At 69.5% G+C, this 16,109-nt stretch carries 20 protein-coding genes; 15 read left to right on the top strand and 5 right to left on the bottom strand.

The genetic code is table 11. The annotated features are described in order from the left end of the window. The first annotated feature begins 6 nt into the window (after nucleotides 1-6). From BR39_RS0116970 to BR39_RS0116960, 3 genes are all read left to right on the top strand, one after another. Nucleotides 7-369: a nuclear transport factor 2 family protein gene (locus BR39_RS0116970; RefSeq protein ID WP_029914330.1), complete on the top strand. Its 363-nt coding sequence runs from the start codon at nucleotides 7-9 to the stop codon at nucleotides 367-369. After that, the gene (locus tag BR39_RS0116965; protein WP_029914329.1) at nucleotides 369-1,727 is read left to right on the top strand and encodes an AarF/ABC1/UbiB kinase family protein; all 1,359 of its coding nucleotides are present in this window, start codon (nucleotides 369-371) and stop codon (nucleotides 1,725-1,727) included. Before BR39_RS0116970 ends, BR39_RS0116965 begins: the two co-directional genes overlap by 1 nt. 147 nt (nucleotides 1,728-1,874) lie before the next feature. Next, nucleotides 1,875-2,741 (top strand): pirin family protein, encoded by an 867-nt coding sequence (locus tag BR39_RS0116960; protein WP_029914328.1) that lies wholly within the window; start codon nucleotides 1,875-1,877, stop codon nucleotides 2,739-2,741. A 166-nt stretch (nucleotides 2,742-2,907) separates the two neighbouring features. On the opposite strand, the gene BR39_RS0116955 is transcribed toward BR39_RS0116960, so the two are convergent. Both BR39_RS0116955 and BR39_RS0116950 read right to left on the bottom strand, forming a co-directional pair. Next, the gene (locus BR39_RS0116955; RefSeq protein ID WP_029914327.1) at nucleotides 2,908-3,504 is read right to left on the bottom strand and encodes a hypothetical protein; all 597 of its coding nucleotides are present in this window, start codon (nucleotides 3,502-3,504) and stop codon (nucleotides 2,908-2,910) included. Beyond that, a complete protein-coding gene (locus tag BR39_RS0116950) occupies nucleotides 3,494-4,006 on the bottom strand; it encodes an RNA polymerase sigma factor (RefSeq protein WP_029914326.1) in 513 nt (170 codons plus the stop codon). Before BR39_RS0116950 ends, BR39_RS0116955 begins: the two co-directional genes overlap by 11 nt. Before the next feature lie 128 nt (nucleotides 4,007-4,134). On the opposite strand from BR39_RS0116950, the gene BR39_RS0116945 reads away from it, so the two are divergent. The 9 genes from BR39_RS0116945 to BR39_RS0116905 all read left to right on the top strand — a co-directional run bounded on the left by BR39_RS0116945 (nucleotide 4,135) and on the right by BR39_RS0116905 (nucleotide 11,474). After that, nucleotides 4,135-4,608 (top strand): PaaI family thioesterase, encoded by a 474-nt coding sequence (locus BR39_RS0116945; RefSeq protein WP_029914325.1) that lies wholly within the window; start codon nucleotides 4,135-4,137, stop codon nucleotides 4,606-4,608. A 2-nt stretch (nucleotides 4,609-4,610) separates the two neighbouring features. Continuing rightward, complete coding sequence (locus BR39_RS0116940; protein WP_029914323.1) at nucleotides 4,611-5,534, top strand: alpha/beta fold hydrolase; 924 nt, start codon at nucleotides 4,611-4,613, stop codon at nucleotides 5,532-5,534. A 69-nt stretch (nucleotides 5,535-5,603) separates the two neighbouring features. Further along, entirely contained in the window at nucleotides 5,604-6,113 is a 510-nt protein-coding gene (locus tag BR39_RS0116935; RefSeq protein WP_029914321.1) for a hypothetical protein, read from the top strand. Between the two features lie 150 nt (nucleotides 6,114-6,263). After that, nucleotides 6,264-7,214 carry a glycosyltransferase family 9 protein gene (locus BR39_RS0116930; RefSeq protein ID WP_156035815.1) on the top strand — a complete coding sequence of 317 codons (951 nt, stop codon included), beginning with the start codon at nucleotides 6,264-6,266 and terminating at the stop codon, nucleotides 7,212-7,214. A gap of 61 nt (nucleotides 7,215-7,275) precedes the next feature. Continuing rightward, the gene (locus BR39_RS0116925) at nucleotides 7,276-7,506 is read left to right on the top strand and encodes an aa3-type cytochrome c oxidase subunit IV (RefSeq protein ID WP_029914316.1); all 231 of its coding nucleotides are present in this window, start codon (nucleotides 7,276-7,278) and stop codon (nucleotides 7,504-7,506) included. A gap of 120 nt (nucleotides 7,507-7,626) precedes the next feature. Then, the gene (locus BR39_RS0116920; protein ID WP_197026722.1) at nucleotides 7,627-8,769 is read left to right on the top strand and encodes a Re/Si-specific NAD(P)(+) transhydrogenase subunit alpha; all 1,143 of its coding nucleotides are present in this window, start codon (nucleotides 7,627-7,629) and stop codon (nucleotides 8,767-8,769) included. A gap of 28 nt (nucleotides 8,770-8,797) precedes the next feature. Then, nucleotides 8,798-9,133 carry an NAD(P) transhydrogenase subunit alpha gene (locus BR39_RS0116915; protein WP_029914312.1) on the top strand — a complete coding sequence of 112 codons (336 nt, stop codon included), beginning with the start codon at nucleotides 8,798-8,800 and terminating at the stop codon, nucleotides 9,131-9,133. Nucleotides 9,134-9,163: 30 nt separating this feature from the next. Further along, the gene (locus tag BR39_RS0116910) at nucleotides 9,164-10,054 is read left to right on the top strand and encodes a hypothetical protein (protein ID WP_029914311.1); all 891 of its coding nucleotides are present in this window, start codon (nucleotides 9,164-9,166) and stop codon (nucleotides 10,052-10,054) included. A gap of 1 nt (nucleotide 10,055) precedes the next feature. Continuing rightward, nucleotides 10,056-11,474, top strand: a complete 1,419-nt coding sequence (locus BR39_RS0116905; protein ID WP_029914309.1) for an NAD(P)(+) transhydrogenase (Re/Si-specific) subunit beta — start codon at nucleotides 10,056-10,058, stop codon at nucleotides 11,472-11,474. Nucleotides 11,475-11,555: 81 nt separating this feature from the next. Here BR39_RS0116905 and BR39_RS0116900 read toward each other — a convergent pair whose 3' ends face one another. Next, a complete protein-coding gene (locus BR39_RS0116900) occupies nucleotides 11,556-11,948 on the bottom strand; it encodes a UrcA family protein (protein WP_231499488.1) in 393 nt (130 codons plus the stop codon). A 287-nt stretch (nucleotides 11,949-12,235) separates the two neighbouring features. Between BR39_RS0116900 and BR39_RS0116895 the strand changes: the two genes are divergently transcribed. Then, complete coding sequence (locus BR39_RS0116895; RefSeq protein WP_029914305.1) at nucleotides 12,236-13,018, top strand: M23 family metallopeptidase; 783 nt, start codon at nucleotides 12,236-12,238, stop codon at nucleotides 13,016-13,018. Nucleotides 13,019-13,107: 89 nt separating this feature from the next. Then, complete coding sequence (locus BR39_RS0116890) at nucleotides 13,108-14,070, top strand: alpha/beta hydrolase (protein ID WP_029914303.1); 963 nt, start codon at nucleotides 13,108-13,110, stop codon at nucleotides 14,068-14,070. Between the two features lie 208 nt (nucleotides 14,071-14,278). On the opposite strand, the gene rpsU is transcribed toward BR39_RS0116890, so the two are convergent. Next, nucleotides 14,279-14,518 carry a 30S ribosomal protein S21 gene (gene rpsU, locus BR39_RS0116885; protein ID WP_089924448.1) on the bottom strand — a complete coding sequence of 80 codons (240 nt, stop codon included), beginning with the start codon at nucleotides 14,516-14,518 and terminating at the stop codon, nucleotides 14,279-14,281. A gap of 180 nt (nucleotides 14,519-14,698) precedes the next feature. On the opposite strand from rpsU, the gene BR39_RS0116880 reads away from it, so the two are divergent. Continuing rightward, on the top strand, nucleotides 14,699-15,367 hold the full coding sequence (locus BR39_RS0116880) for a COQ9 family protein (RefSeq protein ID WP_029914299.1): 669 nt from the start codon (nucleotides 14,699-14,701) through the stop codon (nucleotides 15,365-15,367). On the opposite strand, the gene BR39_RS0116875 is transcribed toward BR39_RS0116880, so the two are convergent. Beyond that, nucleotides 15,364-16,083 carry an aspartate/glutamate racemase family protein gene (locus tag BR39_RS0116875; protein ID WP_029914297.1) on the bottom strand — a complete coding sequence of 240 codons (720 nt, stop codon included), beginning with the start codon at nucleotides 16,081-16,083 and terminating at the stop codon, nucleotides 15,364-15,366. The two genes, BR39_RS0116880 and BR39_RS0116875, sit on opposite strands and share 4 nt — an antisense overlap. Between the last annotated feature and the right edge of the window lie 26 nt (nucleotides 16,084-16,109).

The following is a 16,109-nucleotide window of genomic DNA, read 5'->3' as shown; positions in this document are numbered from 1 at the left end:
GCTGGAATGCCCACCAAGGACCGCCTGGCCGACTTCATCGCCACCGTCGAGCGCAACGAGCACGTGGAGGCGATCGAGCGCTTCTATGCGCCGAACGCCTCGATGCAGGAGAACAACGCCCAGCCGCGCGTCGGTCGCGACGTCCTGGTCGCGCACGAGGCGGCGGCCCTGGCGCGGCTGTCGAAGATGGACACCCAGCCGGCGGCCATGGTCCTGCACGATGGCGACAATGTCGTCATCCAGTGGGTGTTCCTGATGACCAACCAGAAGGGCGAGACCCTGCGGTTCGAGGAACTGACCCACCAGGTCTGGGAGGGCGATCGCATCGTCCATGAGCGGTTCTTCTACGACTCCCGGCAGTTCGGCTGATGGCCGACGACCCCCGCGATCCGGAACGCAATCGCCTGGCCGGCCGCGTGTCGCGCTTCGCCAAGGTCGGGGCCGGCCTCTCCGGCGCGGCGGTCAGCTACGGCGCCAACAGCCTGTTCGGCGGCGAGGGCGCCGACGCCCGCAACGCCAAGGCGCTGAAGGCGGCCTTGGGCGGGCTGAAGGGGCCGCTGATGAAGGCGGCCCAGATGTTCGCCACGGTGCCGGACCTGCTGCCGCCGGAATTCGCCGCCGAGCTGGCCGAGCTGCAGACCAACGCCCCGGCCATGGGCTGGCCGTTCGTCCGCCGGCGGATGGCCGCCGAGCTGGGGCCGGACTGGGCGTCCAGGTTCCAGAGCTTCGAGCACGAGGCCGCCGCCGCCGCATCTCTGGGCCAGGTGCACCGCGCCGTCGGCCCCGACGGCCGCGCCCTGGCGGTGAAGCTGCAGTATCCGGACATGCAGAGCGCGGTCGAAAGCGACCTTGGCCAGCTGCGCGCCCTGATCGGTCTGTTCAAGCGCATGGACGGCTCGATCGACCCCAGCGAGGCCATCGTCGAGATCGGCGACCGGCTGCGCGAGGAGCTGGACTACGAGCGCGAGGCCAAGCTGATGGCCGTCTATGGCGGGTTCTTCACCGGCCGCGACGACATCCAGGTTCCCGAGCCCGTCCCGTCGCTGTCGACCAAGCGCCTGCTGAGCATGACCTGGCTGGAGGGCCGGGGCCTGCTGGCCTTCAAGGACGCCCCGCAGGAGACCCGCGACCGCATAGCCGCCCTGCTGTTCGAGGCCTGGTGGAGCCCGATGACCCACCTGGGGATCATCCACGGCGACCCACACCTGGGGAACTACACGTTCGGCGGTGAAGGCGCGGCGCATCTGAACCTGCTGGACTTCGGCTGCATCCGCATCTTCCCGCCGAAGTTCGTGGGCGGGGTGGTGCGGCTCTATCGCGCCCTGTCCAACGACGACCGCGCCGAGCAGGTCGAGGCCTATCGCAGCTGGGGCTTCGCCAACCTGACAGACGATCTCGTGGACGTGCTGAACGTATGGGCCCGCTTCATCTACGGCCCGCTGCTGGACGACCGCGTGCGCAGCGTGGCCGACGACACCCCGCCCGGCGAGTACGGCCGCCGCGAGGCCTTCAAGGTGCGCCAGGCCCTGAAGGACAAGGGGCCGGTGCTGATCCCGCGCGAGTTCGTGTTCATGGACCGCGCCGCCATCGGCCTGGGCGCGGCCTTCCTGCACCTGGGCGCGCGGCATAACTGGAAGGCGCTGTTCGAGCGGTCGCTGGAGGGCTTCTCGGAAGAGGGGCTGGCCCAGAGGCAGGCGGCGGTGCTGAGCGCGGCGGGGGTGGCTTGATCTCCTCACCCGTGAAACGGAGGAGGTGGATCGGCGCGCAGCGACGAGACGGAGGGGGCGTCCCGCCGCCGTACGACGCCCCATCCACGATGCGTATCCGCATCGCGCCACCTCCCCCGCTGCGCGGGTGAGGAGTAAGGAAGCCGAATGACCCCCAGAACCCTGAAGCGCCTGCACCCCGCCCATCGCGACGACATCGGCGACCTGGTCACCCGGCGACCGCTGCCCGGGCCGGCGATCCCGCAGCTGGACCCGTTCCTGTTCCTCAACCACCACGGCCCGCAGGTCTATCCGCCGAACAACCGCGGCCTGCCGTTCGGACCGCATCCGCATCGCGGCTTCGAGACCGTGACCTTCATCCTGGACGGCGAGCTGTCGCACCTCGACAGCGGCGGGCACGAAAGCATCATCGGCCCCGGTGGCGTGCAGTGGATGACGGCCGGCAGCGGCCTGGTCCACGCCGAGCTGTCGCCGGAGAGCTTCCAGCGCGCGGGCGGGCCGATGGAGATCCTGCAGCTGTGGGTCAACCTGCCCGGCCGGCTGAAGATGACCACGCCGAACTATCTGGGCCTGCAGGGCGAGGAGATTCCCAAGGTCGAAGCCGGCGGCGCGACCGTGGAGGTGATCTCGGGCGAGGTCGCCGGCGCGACCGGTCCGTTCCCGTCGCTGATCGGCATCGAGATGAGCGTCGTGCGCCTGGCTCCCGGCGGCGCGCTGGACCTGCCGGTGGCGAAGGGCAGGGCGGTGTTCCTGTACGTGGTCTCCGGCGGGATCGTGGTCGGCGGCCAGGCGGCGCCCCAAATGGCTCCGAAGTGGAACCTGGTCGAGCTGAACGACGACGGCGACGCGGTGGCCTTCGCGGCGCCGGAGGGCGCGGTGGTCCTGCTGGCCCACGCCGAGCCGATCGGCGAACCCGTCTTCGCCCACGGGCCCTTCGTGATGAACACCCGGGAAGAGATCATCCAGGCCATCGACGACTACAACGCCGGCAAGTTCGGGGCCGTGACGGGGTAACGGACGGGCGTTTCAAGCTTCCCAAATCGGTGTCATCCCGGAAGCTTCGCAGAGGCTGTCCGGGACCCAGGGGACCGGGCTGATGCGGTGCGGCTGCCCTGGGTCCCGGACAAGCGCTTCACGCTTTCCGGGATGACAAGAGATGGTTTGACCACCGGTCCTTCAGCTACTCCCGATATTCCTTCAGCAGCCCCTCCAGCCGCCGCTGCTCGGGCTTCAGCACCTTGAAGAACCGCAGGGCGTTCCAGCCGAGGCTGGCGGCCAGGGCCACGCCGAACAGCAGCAGCATCTGCCAGACGTTGCGGTCGGTGGCCTTGCCGACCTCGTTCAGCTGGAACAGGCCGATCAGCGTCGGCAGAATGAACACCGGCAGGCTCATCCAGAAGATCCGGTAGTTGATCCGCGCCCGCTGGTTGGCGGCCAGCATGGCCTCCAGGGTCTGGCGCATCGGCGAGCCGTCGCCGCGCGGCCGCCGGACCAGCAGGGCGGCGAAGAACACCGCCGCCAGCACGGCCCAGCACAACCCCAGCATGGCCAAGGCGCCCCATTCGTGGGCGAGATCGCTGCGGCCGGTCAGGAACGACCGCGCGGCGATCGCCGTGAACAGGGTCATGGCCGCGACCGGGATCGCGAACAGCAGGGTCTCGCCGCGACGGCGGGCTTTCAGCATCTGCATCATCTGCTCCATCAGATAGGCCTGGGCCCGGGCGTCGGGGGTGTTGGCCTCCGAGCGCCAGGCCCGTTCGAGACGGTCAAACTCCATCGCCGTCCTCCTTCACCAGGATCGTCAGCCGGGCGCGGATGCGGGTCAGGCGCGCGCCGACATTGGTTTGCGTCAGGCCGTGCAGCCCGGCGATCTGCTCGTAGGCCAGGCCGTCCAGCGACAGCAGGATCAGCGACCGGTCCAGCGGCGGCAGGGTGCGGATCGCCGCGTATAGGCGCTCCAGCAGGTCCGCCTCGGGCGTGTCCGGGTGGTCCGCCCGCACGGCCAGCTCGGCCGCCGCGGCGTCCTGGCGTCGCCGCCGCCGGGTCTCGCCGCGCCGCCAGGTGAGGGCGGCGTTGTGGGCCACGCGGTGGACGAAGGTGGCGTCGGCGGCCTCGCCCCGGAACCGCGGCCGGGCCTTCCACAGGGCCACCGTCAGCTCCTGCATCAGGTCGTGCTGGTCGGCCGGCTCGGCGAAGGCGCGGGCCACCCGGCGCAGGGCGCCCAGGTGCGACGCCAGCCACGCCGCGAAAGCCTCGTCCTCCTGTCGTCCAGCCGCCATGGTGCGCCCCGTTTTCAGAAGGTTAGACGCCGGCGGACGCGCCGTCCTTACAAGGGCGCCTAGGAGCCTCGCTGAAACTTCGCGCGCGTAATGCTTGCCACGCTTCAAACGCTTGTTAGACTTCTCCCATGTCAGACGATCTCACGGACGCCCAGGCCGCCGCCATTCCCGAGGGCTACAGCCAGCTGAACTGGTCGCGCGGCTTCGGCCGGCAGATCGGGCCGCTGTACGAGCAGCGCGCCGGGCCCGGCGAGGCGACCCTGGGTTTCCGCGTCGAGGAGCATCACACCAACGGCCTGGGCAACTGCCACGGCGGCATGCTGATGAGCTTCGCCGACATGGCCTGGGGCCGGATCATTTCGCTGCAGAAGTCCTACAGCTGGGTGACGGTCCGCCTGAACTGCGACTTCCTGTCGGGCGCCCAGCTGGGCGACTTCGTGGAGGGCCGGGGCGAGCTGATCTCGGAACAGGACCTGGTCTTCACCGTGCGCGGCCGCATCTGGGCCGGCGAGCGGACCCTGATGACCGGCACCGGCGTCTTCAAGGCCCTGTCGCCCCGCGCTCCGCGCCCGGGCGAGGTCGCCTACAAGGCGGAGGCCTAGCGATGGCCGACGACCGTCCCGCCCCCGTCTCGCTGCTGGGTCCGTTCAACGGCGAACGGCCGCCGGCTCCGGCCTGGTTCGAGGCCGCCGTCGCCGTCGCGCCCGAGCGCTCGCGCATCCCCGTCGAAGGTGCGGAGATCGAGCTGCTGATCTGGGGCGAGATCGGCAAGCCGGGCCTGCTGTTCCTGCACGGCAACGGCGCCCACGCCGATTGGTGGAGCTTCATCGCGCCGTTCTTCGCGAAGGATTGGCGTTGCGCGGCCATCTCGTGGTCGGGCATGGGCGGCTCGGACTGGCGGCCGGCCTATTCGGCGCAATCGTTCGCGGCCGAGATCTTCGCGGCGGTCGAGGCGGCGGGCCTGGAGGCGGGCGGCGTGAAGCCGATCCTGGTCGGCCACTCGTTCGGCGGCTTCCCCACCCTCTATTGCGGCGTCGAGCACGCCGACCGGCTGCGCGGCATCGTCATGGTCGACAGCAGCATCCAGCCGCCCGAGAAGCGCTGGAAGGGCCCGCCCTCGCGTCCCGACGCCGCCAACCGGGTCTATCCGACCCTGGAGCAGGCGCTGAGCCGCTTCCGCCTGGCCCCGCCGCAGGGCTGCGAGAACCTCTACATCGCCGACCACATCGCGCGCGGCTCTCTGAAGGAGGTCGAGGGCGGCTGGACCTGGAAATTCGATCCAGCCATCTGGCAGCGGTTCTCGATGCCGGACCTTGGCCTGCTGCTGCCGCGCATCGCCTGCCCGGCGGCGGTGATGTGGGGCGAGCGCTCGGCCCTGATGCGCGAAGACACCCTGGCCTACATGTTCGGCGAGATGCCGGGCAGCGTCCTGCGCGTCGCCATCCCCGACGCCGATCACCACGTCATGGTGGACCAACCGCTGGCCTTCGTGGCCGGGCTGCGGGGACTGCTGGCGGGCTGGGAGTAGGGCGCACGCGGGGCTTGTCCCGCCGCCGGTCCGCTGGCTAGCCTATGGCCACGCTTTTGGGGGACGGTCATGGGCAAGCCAATCGATGTCGGGATCAGCACGCAGGTCGGGCCGCGGACCATCGAGGCGTCGCGCCTCAAGATGTCGCTGTACCTGGCGGGAAGCCTGGTCTTCTTCGCCCTCGCGGTCTGGATGGTCAGGGATCCGTCGACCGGCTGGAAGGGATGGCTCGCCCTGGGCTTCGTCACGCTGTGCATCGCGAGTTTCACCTGGATGCTGCTGCGTCCCCAGGTCCTGGAGCTGGACGCCAAGGGCTTCACGCTTCGCGGAGGTTTCGTCCGGTCCCCCAAGACCGTGCTCTGGCGCGATGTCGAGAGCCTCTTCGTCTACAAGCTGCCCCGGGGCGGCAAGATGATCGGCTACAATCTCGTGCCCGCCGCCCGCAAGCAGACGGCCCTGGGCCGGATCGCGCGCGGCTTCGGGGCCGACGGAGCCTTGCCCAAGGGCTGGCCCGGCTCGCCCGAGAAGATGGTCGAGGACCTGAACGCCTACCGGCTGTGGGCGCTGGGCGGCCGTTGACGACCGGCCGGGATGACAAGGCCCGCGCCGCCCGTTAAGCCCCCAAGGGCCTTAGTCGGGGCCTAGTCGGGAGCCTGATCCTTCGTGAACGCGAAAAACCCTGCCGGTCCCGTGCTGGTCTACGCTCCCGACCGGGGCATCGGCGATCTGATGTGGCACCTGCCGACCTTCCGGGCCATCGCGGCGACCACACCCGAGGGGACGGTGGTGCTGGCCGCCCGACCGTCCAGCCGCGCGGCCGAGGTGCTGGCGGTGGAGCCGACGATCGCCGGCGTGGTCTATGCCCGCCACTTCACCGGATCGCTGAAGGGCGTGAAGGAGGTCCTCGACTTCTGGCGCATCTGCCGCGCGGTGAAGCCGCGCGCCGTCTGGATCCTGGAGAAGATCGGCCGTCCCGCCCAGGCCGCCTGGCTGGCCGGGGTGCCGGACCGGCGCGGCTTCGGCCTGGGCCATTCCAGCCAGGAGCAGTGGCTGCGGGGGCCGTTCCTGCCCAAGGCCATGCGGCCCGAGCATCGCCTGGCCAAGCTGGCCGCCTTCGAGGCCCTGCATGGGCTGAAGGTCGACAGCCGCGAGCCGGGCCTGTTGCTCGACCCCAAGGCCGTGGCCGCCGTCAAGGCGCGGTTCGGCGACCGGCCCGGGCCCTGGCTGGTGCTGGGCGTGGGGGCCAGCGAGCCGGCCCGCACCTGGCCCGCCGAGCGTTTCGCCGCCGTGTCGACGGCCCTGGCCGACCTATTCCCGACCGTCTTCTGGCTAGGCGGGCCCGGCGACGCCGCGCGGGCCGCGCCCGTGATCGAGGCTCAGCCTCCTGGCCGCGACGTGGCCGTCTTCGACCTGCCGCTGGACCAGGGCGCGGCCCTGATCGCCCTGTCGGCCGGGTTCCTGGGCAACGACTCGGGACCTCTGAACGTCGCCGCCTCGGTCGGCCGCCCGGCCGTCGGCCTGATGGGCACCAGCCCCGTACCGGCCTATTCGCGCTGGCTCTCGCGGCTGGACGGCGGGGAAGGGCGGATCGCCGACATTTCGGTCTACCAGGCCGTCGCGGCTGTGCGAACGCGGTTCACCGACGAGGCCTGGGCCAACCGCGACATCGCGGCGGCTTGAGCCCACGCGCCGCACGTTGTAAGCGGCGGGGCGTTTTTTTAATTCCACCTAGGAAACAGACATGGCCGGCGACTACCAACGCGGTTCGATGGACATTCAAGAGCAGGCCGCGACCTTCGAGGGTTTCGGCAAGATGACCAAGTGGGGCTCGCTGGCCGTGGCCGTCCTGCTGCTGACGATCACCCTGTGGTTCTGCACCGCCGCCGGCTTCATCGGTGGCCTGGTCCCGGGAATCGTGCTGGCGATCGTGGGCGTCGTGTTCCTGCGCGAAAAGCCCGCCTCCGCCCACTGACACCGGTAGACATCGGAATTTTTTTGCCTCTGACGCGAGCGTAAGGCTCGACATCGGGCAAGAACATCCCCTAGAGAGACGCGCAAGCTCGTCGGAGCAAGCAGCGTCCTTGGGAGGGGTATGCCGATGGCCGTCATCGCCGTCACGAAAGAGACCCGCGCGGGTGAAACGCGGGTCGCGGCCACGCCCGAGACCGTGAAGAAACTGGCTGCCGCCGGCTTCACGGTCGTCGTGCAGGCCGGGGCGGGGATCGCGGCGTCGTATCCGGACGCCGACTACGAAGCGGCCGGCGCCAAGCTGGCCAAGACGGCGAAGGACGCCCTGAAGGACGCCGACGTCCTGTTCAAGGTCCGCGCCCCCGAAGCCGCCGAGATCGCCGCCCTGAAGAAGGGCGCGATCGTCGCGGCCGCGCTCAATCCGCACCAGGACAAGGAAACCCTGGACGCCCTGGCCAAGGCCGGCGCCAGCGCCATCGCCATGGAGTTCATCCCGCGCATCACGCGGGCCCAGGTGATGGACATGCTGTCCTCCCAGGCCAACCTCGCCGGCTATCGCGCCGTGATCGAGGGCGCCGAGGCCTACGGCAAGGCCCTGCCGATGATGATGACCGCCGCCGGCACCGTCGCCGCGGCCAAGGTCTTCGTGATGGGCGTGGGCGTGGCGGGCCTGCAGGCCATCGCCACCGCTCGCCGCCTGGGCGCGGTGGTCACCGCCACCGACGTGCGTCCGGCCACCAAGGAGCAGGTCGAGTCGCTGGGCGCCAAGTTCCTGGCCGTCGAGGACGAAGAGTTCAAGAACGCCCAGACCGCCGGCGGCTACGCCAAGGAAATGTCGAAGGAATACCAGGCCAAGCAGGCCGAGCTGGTCTCCTCGCACATCGCCAAGCAGGACATCGTCATCACCACGGCCCTGATCCCCGGCCGCCCCGCGCCCAAGCTGGTCAACGCCGCCCAGGTGGCGTCGATGAAGCCGGGCTCGATCCTGGTCGACCTGGCCATCGAGGCCGGCGGCAACGTCGAGGGCGGCAAGCTGAACGAGACGGTGGTCACCGCAAACGGCGTCAAGATCCTGGGCGCGGCCAACCTGCCGGGCCGCATCGCCACCGACGCCAGCGCGCTCTACGCCCGCAACCTCTTCGCCCTGTCGAGCCTGTTCCTGAACAAGGAGGGCGCCTTCGCCCCCGACTTCGAGGACGAAATCCTCAAGGCGGCCCTGGTCACCCAGGGCGGCGAAGTCGTGCACCCTTCTCTGAAGACCGCCTAACTCCACGCATCGAAATAGGGAGGCTCCCATGGAAGCCGTCGACCCCACCGTGTTCCGCCTGGCGATCTTCGTGCTCGCCATCTTCGTGGGCTACTACGTGGTCTGGAGCGTGACGCCCGCGCTGCACACCCCGCTGATGGCCGTGACCAACGCCATCTCGTCGGTGATCATCGTCGGCGCCCTGCTGGCCGCCGCGGCCCACGGCGCCAATTCCGACCTGGACGGCGGCACGGTGGCCGCCTCGACCTGGATCTCCAAGGGCGCCGGCGCGGTCGCCGCCGCCTTCGCCGCGGTCAATATCTTCGGCGGCTTCCTGGTCACCCAGCGCATGCTGGCGATGTACAAGAAGAAAGAGAAGAAATAGGGCGCGGAAGGCGACGGGAGCCTTCGGGCCATGTTCAGCGCGATCAAGAAAATCGCCAACCGTTCCGACGGCCTGCGGCGCATCGCGCTGGAGCGCTGGTGGGACGAGTTGCGCGGCAGCGAACGGGCTCGCCAGCCCGGGCGGCTGATCGCCCATGGCCGCAAGACCTACAGCCAGAACGACGAGGACGGCATCGTCCTCGAGATCTTCAACCGCATCGGCGAGGGCGACCGGCGCTTCATCGAGTTCGGCGTCCAGGCCGGCGTGGAGTGCAACACCGCCCTGCTGCTGATGGCCGGCTGGAGCGGCCTGTGGCTGGACGGTTCGGACAAGTACGTCGAGGCCGCCCAGAAGCACCAGGCCGTGGCCGTGGGGCAGGGGCGCCTGACCGTCCAGAAGGCCTTCGTCACCGCCGAGAACATCGACGGCCTGCTGGGCCCCTGGGCCGGCGGGACCGCCGCCAGGCCCGCCTCGGTGGACCTGCTGTCGATCGACATCGACGGCAACGACTACTGGATCTGGAAGGCCATCGAAGCCGTGCGCCCGCGCGTCCTGATCATCGAATACAACGCCGCCTATCCGCCGCCCGTGCCCTTCGTCGCCGAGTACAAGGCCGACCGGGTCTGGGACGGCGGCAACTATCACAGCGCCAGCCTCACCAGCCTGGAGGCCCTGGGCCGCGCCAAGGGCTACGCCCTGGTCGGCTGCAATCTCTCCGGCGCCAACGCCTTCTTCGTACGCGAGGACGAGCTGGCCGGTCCCGACGGCCAGCCCCGCTTCGCCGCGCCCTACACGGCGGCCAACCACTACGAGCCGCCGCGCTACGACCTCTCCGGCCTGCCTTCGGGCCATCCACCCCGGTTCGGCGTCAACGCCGCGCCGGAGCTTTCCTCTTCGCCGCTCTTGGGGGCCAAGACCTGACATGAACGCCAATCTCGCCGCCATCCTCTACATCGTCTCGGGGGTGCTTTTCATCCTGGCGCTGCGGGGGCTGTCCAGCCCCGAGACCAGCCGCAAGGGCAACACCTACGGCATGATCGGCATGGCCATCGCCGTGCTGACCACCCTGGCCACCCTGTGGAGCCAGGGCGCGCTCGACCCGGTGACCATCGGCCTGATCATCGGCGGCGTGGCCGTCGGCGGCGGGGTGGGCGCGGTGATCGCCCGCAAGGTGCCGATGACCTCGATGCCCCAGCTGGTGGCGGCCTTCCACAGCCTGGTCGGCATGGCCGCCTGTCTGGTGGCCGTGGCGGCGATCTACACCCCGGCGGCCTACGGCATCCTGGGCGCGGACGGTCATGTGCACCTCAACAGCCTGATCGAGCTGTCGGTGGGCCTGGCCATCGGCGCCATCACCTTCACCGGCTCGGTCATCGCCTTCGCCAAGCTGAACGGCAACATGGGCGGCGCGCCGATCCTGCTGCCGGCCCGCCACCTGCTGAACATCGTCATCGCCCTGGCCATCGTGGCCCTGGTGGTGGTGCTGGTGATCTCGGGCGGTTCGGCCATCTGGGCCTTCTGGGCGATCTTCGCGCTGAGCCTGCTGATCGGCGTGACCCTGATCATCCCGATCGGCGGCGCCGACATGCCGGTCGTCGTGTCGATGCTGAACAGCTATTCGGGCTGGGCCGCCGCGGCCCTCGGCTTCACCCTGGAGAACACCACCCTGATCATCACCGGCGCCCTGGTCGGTTCGTCGGGCGCGATCCTGTCCTACATCATGTGCAAGGGCATGAACCGATCGTTCGTCTCGGTGATCCTGGGCGGCTTCGGGGCCGACGCCGCGGCCGCCGGCCCCGGCGGCAAGGTCGAGACCCGTCCGGTCAAGCAGGGCAGCGCCGACGACGCGGCCTTCATCATGAAGAACGCCAGCAAGGTGATCATCGTCCCGGGCTACGGCATGGCCGTCTCCCAGGCCCAGCACGCCCTGCGCGAAATGGCCGACAAGCTGAAGGAAGAAGGCGTGGAGGTGAAGTACGCCATCCACCCCGTCGCCGGCCGCATGCCGGGCCACATGAACGTGCTGCTGGCCGAGGCCAACGTGCCCTATGACGAGGTGTTCGAGCTGGAGGACATCAACAGCGAGTTCTCGACGGCCGACGTGGCCTTCGTGATCGGCGCCAACGACGTCACCAACCCGGCCGCCAAGACCGACCCGCAGAGCCCGATCTTCGGCATGCCGATCCTGGACGTCGAGAAGGCCCGCACCGTGCTGTTCATCAAGCGCGGCATGAGCTCGGGCTACGCCGGCGTGGAGAACGAGCTGTTCTTCCGCGACAACACCATGATGCTGTTCGGCGACGCCAAGAAGATGGTCGAGGGGATCGTGAAGGGGCTCTAGGGCCTGCGATCCCGTCTGCAAAAGAAGAGGCCCCGGACGTTCCCGTCCGGGGCCTTTTGCTTGTCTGGATCATGCGGTCGCTCAGCGGGCGGCGACCGAGACCGGGGTGGCGCGGACGGCCATCTTCAGGGCTTCGCGCTGGCTCTGGGACAGCTGCGAGGCGGCCTGCTTGCGGATGCCGTCCTTGCAGCCGGCGATCGTGAAGTCGCCCGTGGGGTTGTCGTGGACCAGGTCGCGGCAGACGCGCTCGCCGGCGGCGTCGACGCGGGCGTTGAATTCGGCGGCGTGGGCGGGGTTGGAGAGGTTCAGGCCCACCAGCGAGATGGTGGCGCGCGTTTCGGCGTGGGCGGCCTGCAGCAGGCCCAGGGCGGGCACGGCGGCCAGGGTGACGGTGGCCACGGCGGCCAGGCTGGTCATGAACTTGCGCATCGGATCGTCCCTTTGGTTGATGTCGGCGGCGCGTCCCTGCGCCATGTCCAAAGTTATATTCCGATATTCTCATGAATACTCGTTACGTCTCCTTCATGACGTGTAATTAAAGAAGTGTACTCAAAGTAATGTTCTAAAATTCCTGTAATGTGAGTGGGGATCATCTGTCCGCTGATCGTGGCCATGATTGACCAATGGTTAAGCTGCGCCGCCTTTTCGCCTCATGGACGCGGCATAGGGCTACGCCTTCATCATCCCGAAAGGTCACCTGTGGGATGGGAGCCCGCTTCGGCGGGACCTTTGGGTCGACCGCCCGTCTGTGAGGATCGCTCTTGGCGTCTCGAGTCCTGGCCGCAACCACGTCGCCCTATTCGCTCGTCGCGTTCGCCGCGCTGGGCGGCGCCATCGTGGTCTGGGGCGCGGTCAATGCGGTGACGACCATCGGGGCGATGAGCGCCGGCCTGGAGCAGCCCGCGCCGGCGACCGCGGCCGAGCCCGTCACGGCCCCCGAGCCGCCGCCCCCGCCGCCGCCCGCCTTCGTGTTCGACGCCCCGCTGCCGGGCCATGTGGTCAATTCGCCGTTCGGCCTGCGCCAGATGCCGTGGGAAGAGAACGGCCGCCTGCACGAGGGCGTCGACATCGCCGCCCCGGTCGGCGCGCCGGTCCACGTGGCCACCGACGGCATCGTCATGCGCAGCGGCGTCTCGTCCACCTACGGCCGGTTCGTCGAGGTGGCCCACAAGGACGGCTTCCGCACCCTCTACGCCCACCTCGGCCGCGACGCGGGCTTCAAGCGCGGGGCCTATGTCAAGCGCGGGACCACGGTGGCCTATGTCGGCAGCAGCGGCCGCTCGACGGGCTCGCACCTGCATTTCGAACTGCGCAACAAGGCCGGCAAGCCGCTGAACCCGGCCCTGTTCATGGGCAAGACCTTCGCGCAGAAGGACGACCTGCCCCTGAAGGCCGCCGCCAAGGTGGGCCGCAAGGTGCGCCTGGCCACGGTCTCGCGCTGGCCCGACGGCGTGAAGGCGAAAATGTCGGCCAACGGCGAGGGCGTGGTCACCCGCGTCAAGGGCGGCCGCATCCGTACGCGGATCAACGTGGTCGACGGCTAGGGCTCCCGCCTTTTGGGCGCCCCGGCCCTCCATGCGTTTTCCACAGGGCCGTCACTCGACGGACACCGACGCTCGGCTAGAGTGGCCGCATGCTCAAGTTCCTCGGACGCGCCGTTGCCGGATTCGCTCTTTTCCTTGTCTCGTTCGTCGCCGTGGGCGGCCTGATGTCGGCGGCCGGGCATCCCGCGCCGCGCGGCAAGATGGTGGACATCGGCGAAGGCCGACAGCTGCGGCTGGTCTGCGAAGGTCCCGCCCAGGGCGCGACGGGCGACCGCCCCGTCGTCTGGCTGGAGGCGGGGGCCTTCGGTTTCGCCGCCGACTGGGGCGCGACCCAGGAAGCCCTGACGAAGGCCGGCTGGCGGTCCTGCGCCTACGACCGGGCCGGCATGGGCTTCTCGCCGCCGGGACCCGCGCCGCGCGACGGCCTGGCCATCGTCTCCGACTTCGAGAAGCTGGTCGCCGCCTCGGGCGAGCGGGGACCGTTTATCGTGGTCGGCCACTCGATGGCCGGCCTGCGCCTGCGCGAATACGCCGGGCGCAACCCCGACAAGATCGCCGGCCTGGTGCTGGTCGACGCCGCCACGGCCGACGCCTCGGAAACCGAGGCCTTCAAGCCCTTCATCCAGGCCTTCGCCACGGCCTCGCGCTGGGCGGCGCGGGGCGCGTCGCTGGGGCTCTACAAGCCGCTGGTCTACACCAGTCTCGGCGACAAGATCGGCCTGCCGCCGGCCGCCAAGGCCGAGAAGCGCTGGGCCTTCGCCAACGGCCGCCACAACCGCACCGCCGCCGCCGAGGTCGAGCTGTGGTCGGAGTCGGCCCGGCAGGCGGTCGCCGTTCCGGCCTACGATCCCGCCTGGCCGGTGGCCGTGGTGACCGCCGGGCCGGTCCAGGGCCGCGAGAAGCGCAAGGCCATGCAGTCCGCCCCGGCCGAGCGGTCGGCGCACGGCTATGTGGACCACGTCGAGGCGGCCACCCATACGCGGCTGCTGGGCGAGCAGTTCGCGGGGCATATCGTCAAGGCGGTGGAGTTCGTGGGCGGGAGGGGCGGCTAGCACTTGCCCCCTACGGACCGCTTCGCGGTCGTCTTCCCCCAGAGGGGGAAGAGCCTGAAGCGCGAGGCTCCGCCCCCTACGGGGGCGGACAGACGGCGAAGCCGTCAGGTGGGGGCAAGGGGGGCGTCATCCAGCTCTCAGGCAAAACAAAACCCGCCCGGATCGCTCCGGGCGGGTTTGGTGTTTCCAGAAACCTGGAAAGCGTCGCTTAGCGCGCGCCGGCCGGCTTCTTCGGCATCGGCAGCAGGCCTTCGCGCTGAGCGCGCTTGCGGGCCAGCTTGCGGGCGCGGCGGACAGCTTCGGCCTTTTGACGGGCGCGCTTTTCCGACGGCTTCTCGTAGTGCACGTGGCGCTTCATTTCACGGAAGCTGCCTTCGCGTTGCATCTTCTTCTTCAGGGCCTTGAGCGCCTGATCGACATTGTTGTCGCGGACGAAAATCTGGACCAGGGGTCTCTCTCCATTCGACGGCCCGACCATCTTCCCGAGTCCCTCTCAGGGGCCGGGCGGGCGAACAAAACCTGATAAGCCCGGAAAGGGATCTCCCGGGCGACGAGGGGCGGCTGATAGCAGAGGCGAGGCCCGCTGTCCATGGCGACGCGGCCTAAACTCCCGTGTAGACTCGGATTCATGAGCGACAAAACCGCCGAAGCGCCCAACGACCCCGGTGATTGGGCCGACACGACCGAGCAACGGGTGCTGGACGAGGCCCTGCGCCTGGCGCCGCGCCTGGGGTGGAACCCGGGGATGGCCCGCGCCGCAGCGGTGGCCGCCGGCCTCAACGCCGGAGAGGCGCAACTGCTTTTGCCGCAAGGGGCCCGCGACCTGGCCGCCCTGCTGTCGCGCCGCCACGACAAGGCCGCCCTGGCCGCGCTGAAGGCCTTGAACCCGCCGCCGACCAAGATCCGGGAGAAGATCCGGGCCGGCGTGATCGCCCGCCTGGACGCCGCCCAACGCGACGCCGAGGCCCTGCGCAAGCTGTCGGCTTTTTTGGCCTTCCCGACCAATATGCCGCTGGCCCTGACTCTGATCTGGGAAAGCGCCGACGTCCTGTGGCGCTGGGCCGGCGACACGGCCACCGACGAGAATCACTATTCCAAGCGGGCGATCCTGTCGGGGATCCTGGTCTCGACCCTGGCGGTCGACATGGCCTCGGGCCGCGAGTCGGCGCTCAAGCATCTGGACGGCCGCATCGACAACGTCATGGCCTTCGAGAAGTGGAAGGCCGGGATCAAGCCGATGAACCTGGCGGCCGAGGTGGCCGCGGCCCTGGCGCGGATGCGGTACGGGACGCGCTAGCGCCCCAGCGCCCGGTCCACCGCCGCCATGGCGTGCAGCGTCGTGGTGTCGAACACCGGCACGGGGCTGTCTTCCTGGCCGATCAGCAGCATGATCTCGGTGCAGCCCAGGATGATCCCCTGCGCCCCGCGCGCCACCAGCCGTTCGATCACCTCGCGATAGACCTGGCGCGAGGCGTCCAGCACCTGGCCGGTGACCAACTCGCGATAGATGATGTCGTGCACCGCCTTGCGGTCCTGGGCGTCGGGGACCAGCACCTCCAGGCCGAACTTGTCCTCCAGCCGGCCGCGGTAGAAGTCCTGCTCCATGGTGAAGGCCGTGCCCAGCAGGCCCACCCGGGTCAGGCCAGCGGCCTGGATCGCCGCCGCCGTCGGATCGGCGATGTGCAGCAGCGGGGTCTTCACCGCCGCATCGACGGCCCAGGCGCAGCGGTGCATGGTGTTGGTGCACAGGACCAGGAAGTCGGCCCCGCCCTTGCGCAGGGCCTTGGCCGCATCGACCATCTGGCCGGCCAGGGCGTCCCAGTCGCCAGCGTGCTGCAGGGCCTCGATCTCGGCGAAGTCGAACGACCACATCAGGATGCGGGCTGAGGCCGTCCCGCCCAGACGGTCGCGCACCCCTTCGTTGATCAGCCGGTAGTACTGGGCCGAGCTCTCCCAACTCATGCCGCCGATCAGTCCGATCAGTTTCTGGCCGATGAGCGTTTGTTCGGCCATAGGGCGCTCCGCGAAGGGCCGTCACA

Source organism: Caulobacter sp. UNC358MFTsu5.1 (genome assembly GCF_000712075.1).
Classification (GTDB): domain Bacteria; phylum Pseudomonadota; class Alphaproteobacteria; order Caulobacterales; family Caulobacteraceae; genus Caulobacter.
Note: the sequence above shows the minus strand (reverse complement) of the source record. Positions and strands in the feature narration are given on the sequence as shown.

Bases quoted from the DNA above. Each gene is read 5' to 3' on its own strand.
- BR39_RS0116930 (WP_156035815.1), top strand. From the start codon at position 6,264: ATGTGGCACCTGCCGACCTTCCGGGCCATCGCGGCGACCACACCCGAG.
- BR39_RS0116945 (WP_029914325.1), top strand. From the start codon at position 4,135: ATGTCAGACGATCTCACGGACGCCCAGGCCGCCGCCATTCCCGAGGGC.
- BR39_RS0116910 (WP_029914311.1), top strand. From the start codon at position 9,164: ATGTTCAGCGCGATCAAGAAAATCGCCAACCGTTCCGACGGCCTGCGG.
- BR39_RS0116955 (WP_029914327.1), bottom strand. From the start codon at position 3,504: ATGGAGTTTGACCGTCTCGAACGGGCCTGGCGCTCGGAGGCCAACACC.
- BR39_RS0116890 (WP_029914303.1), top strand. From the start codon at position 13,108: ATGCTCAAGTTCCTCGGACGCGCCGTTGCCGGATTCGCTCTTTTCCTT.
- BR39_RS0116950 (WP_029914326.1), bottom strand. From the start codon at position 4,006: ATGGCGGCTGGACGACAGGAGGACGAGGCTTTCGCGGCGTGGCTGGCG.
- BR39_RS0116920 (WP_197026722.1), top strand. From the start codon at position 7,627: ATGCCGATGGCCGTCATCGCCGTCACGAAAGAGACCCGCGCGGGTGAA.
- BR39_RS0116960 (WP_029914328.1), top strand. From the start codon at position 1,875: ATGACCCCCAGAACCCTGAAGCGCCTGCACCCCGCCCATCGCGACGAC.
- BR39_RS0116940 (WP_029914323.1), top strand. From the start codon at position 4,611: ATGGCCGACGACCGTCCCGCCCCCGTCTCGCTGCTGGGTCCGTTCAAC.
- BR39_RS0116935 (WP_029914321.1), top strand. From the start codon at position 5,604: ATGGGCAAGCCAATCGATGTCGGGATCAGCACGCAGGTCGGGCCGCGG.
- BR39_RS0116925 (WP_029914316.1), top strand. From the start codon at position 7,276: ATGGCCGGCGACTACCAACGCGGTTCGATGGACATTCAAGAGCAGGCC.
- BR39_RS0116915 (WP_029914312.1), top strand. From the start codon at position 8,798: ATGGAAGCCGTCGACCCCACCGTGTTCCGCCTGGCGATCTTCGTGCTC.
- BR39_RS0116880 (WP_029914299.1), top strand. From the start codon at position 14,699: ATGAGCGACAAAACCGCCGAAGCGCCCAACGACCCCGGTGATTGGGCC.
- BR39_RS0116970 (WP_029914330.1), top strand. From the start codon at position 7: ATGCCCACCAAGGACCGCCTGGCCGACTTCATCGCCACCGTCGAGCGC.
- BR39_RS0116905 (WP_029914309.1), top strand. From the start codon at position 10,056: ATGAACGCCAATCTCGCCGCCATCCTCTACATCGTCTCGGGGGTGCTT.
- BR39_RS0116965 (WP_029914329.1), top strand. From the start codon at position 369: ATGGCCGACGACCCCCGCGATCCGGAACGCAATCGCCTGGCCGGCCGC.
- BR39_RS0116875 (WP_029914297.1), bottom strand. From the start codon at position 16,083: ATGGCCGAACAAACGCTCATCGGCCAGAAACTGATCGGACTGATCGGC.
- BR39_RS0116900 (WP_231499488.1), bottom strand. From the start codon at position 11,948: ATGGCGCAGGGACGCGCCGCCGACATCAACCAAAGGGACGATCCGATG.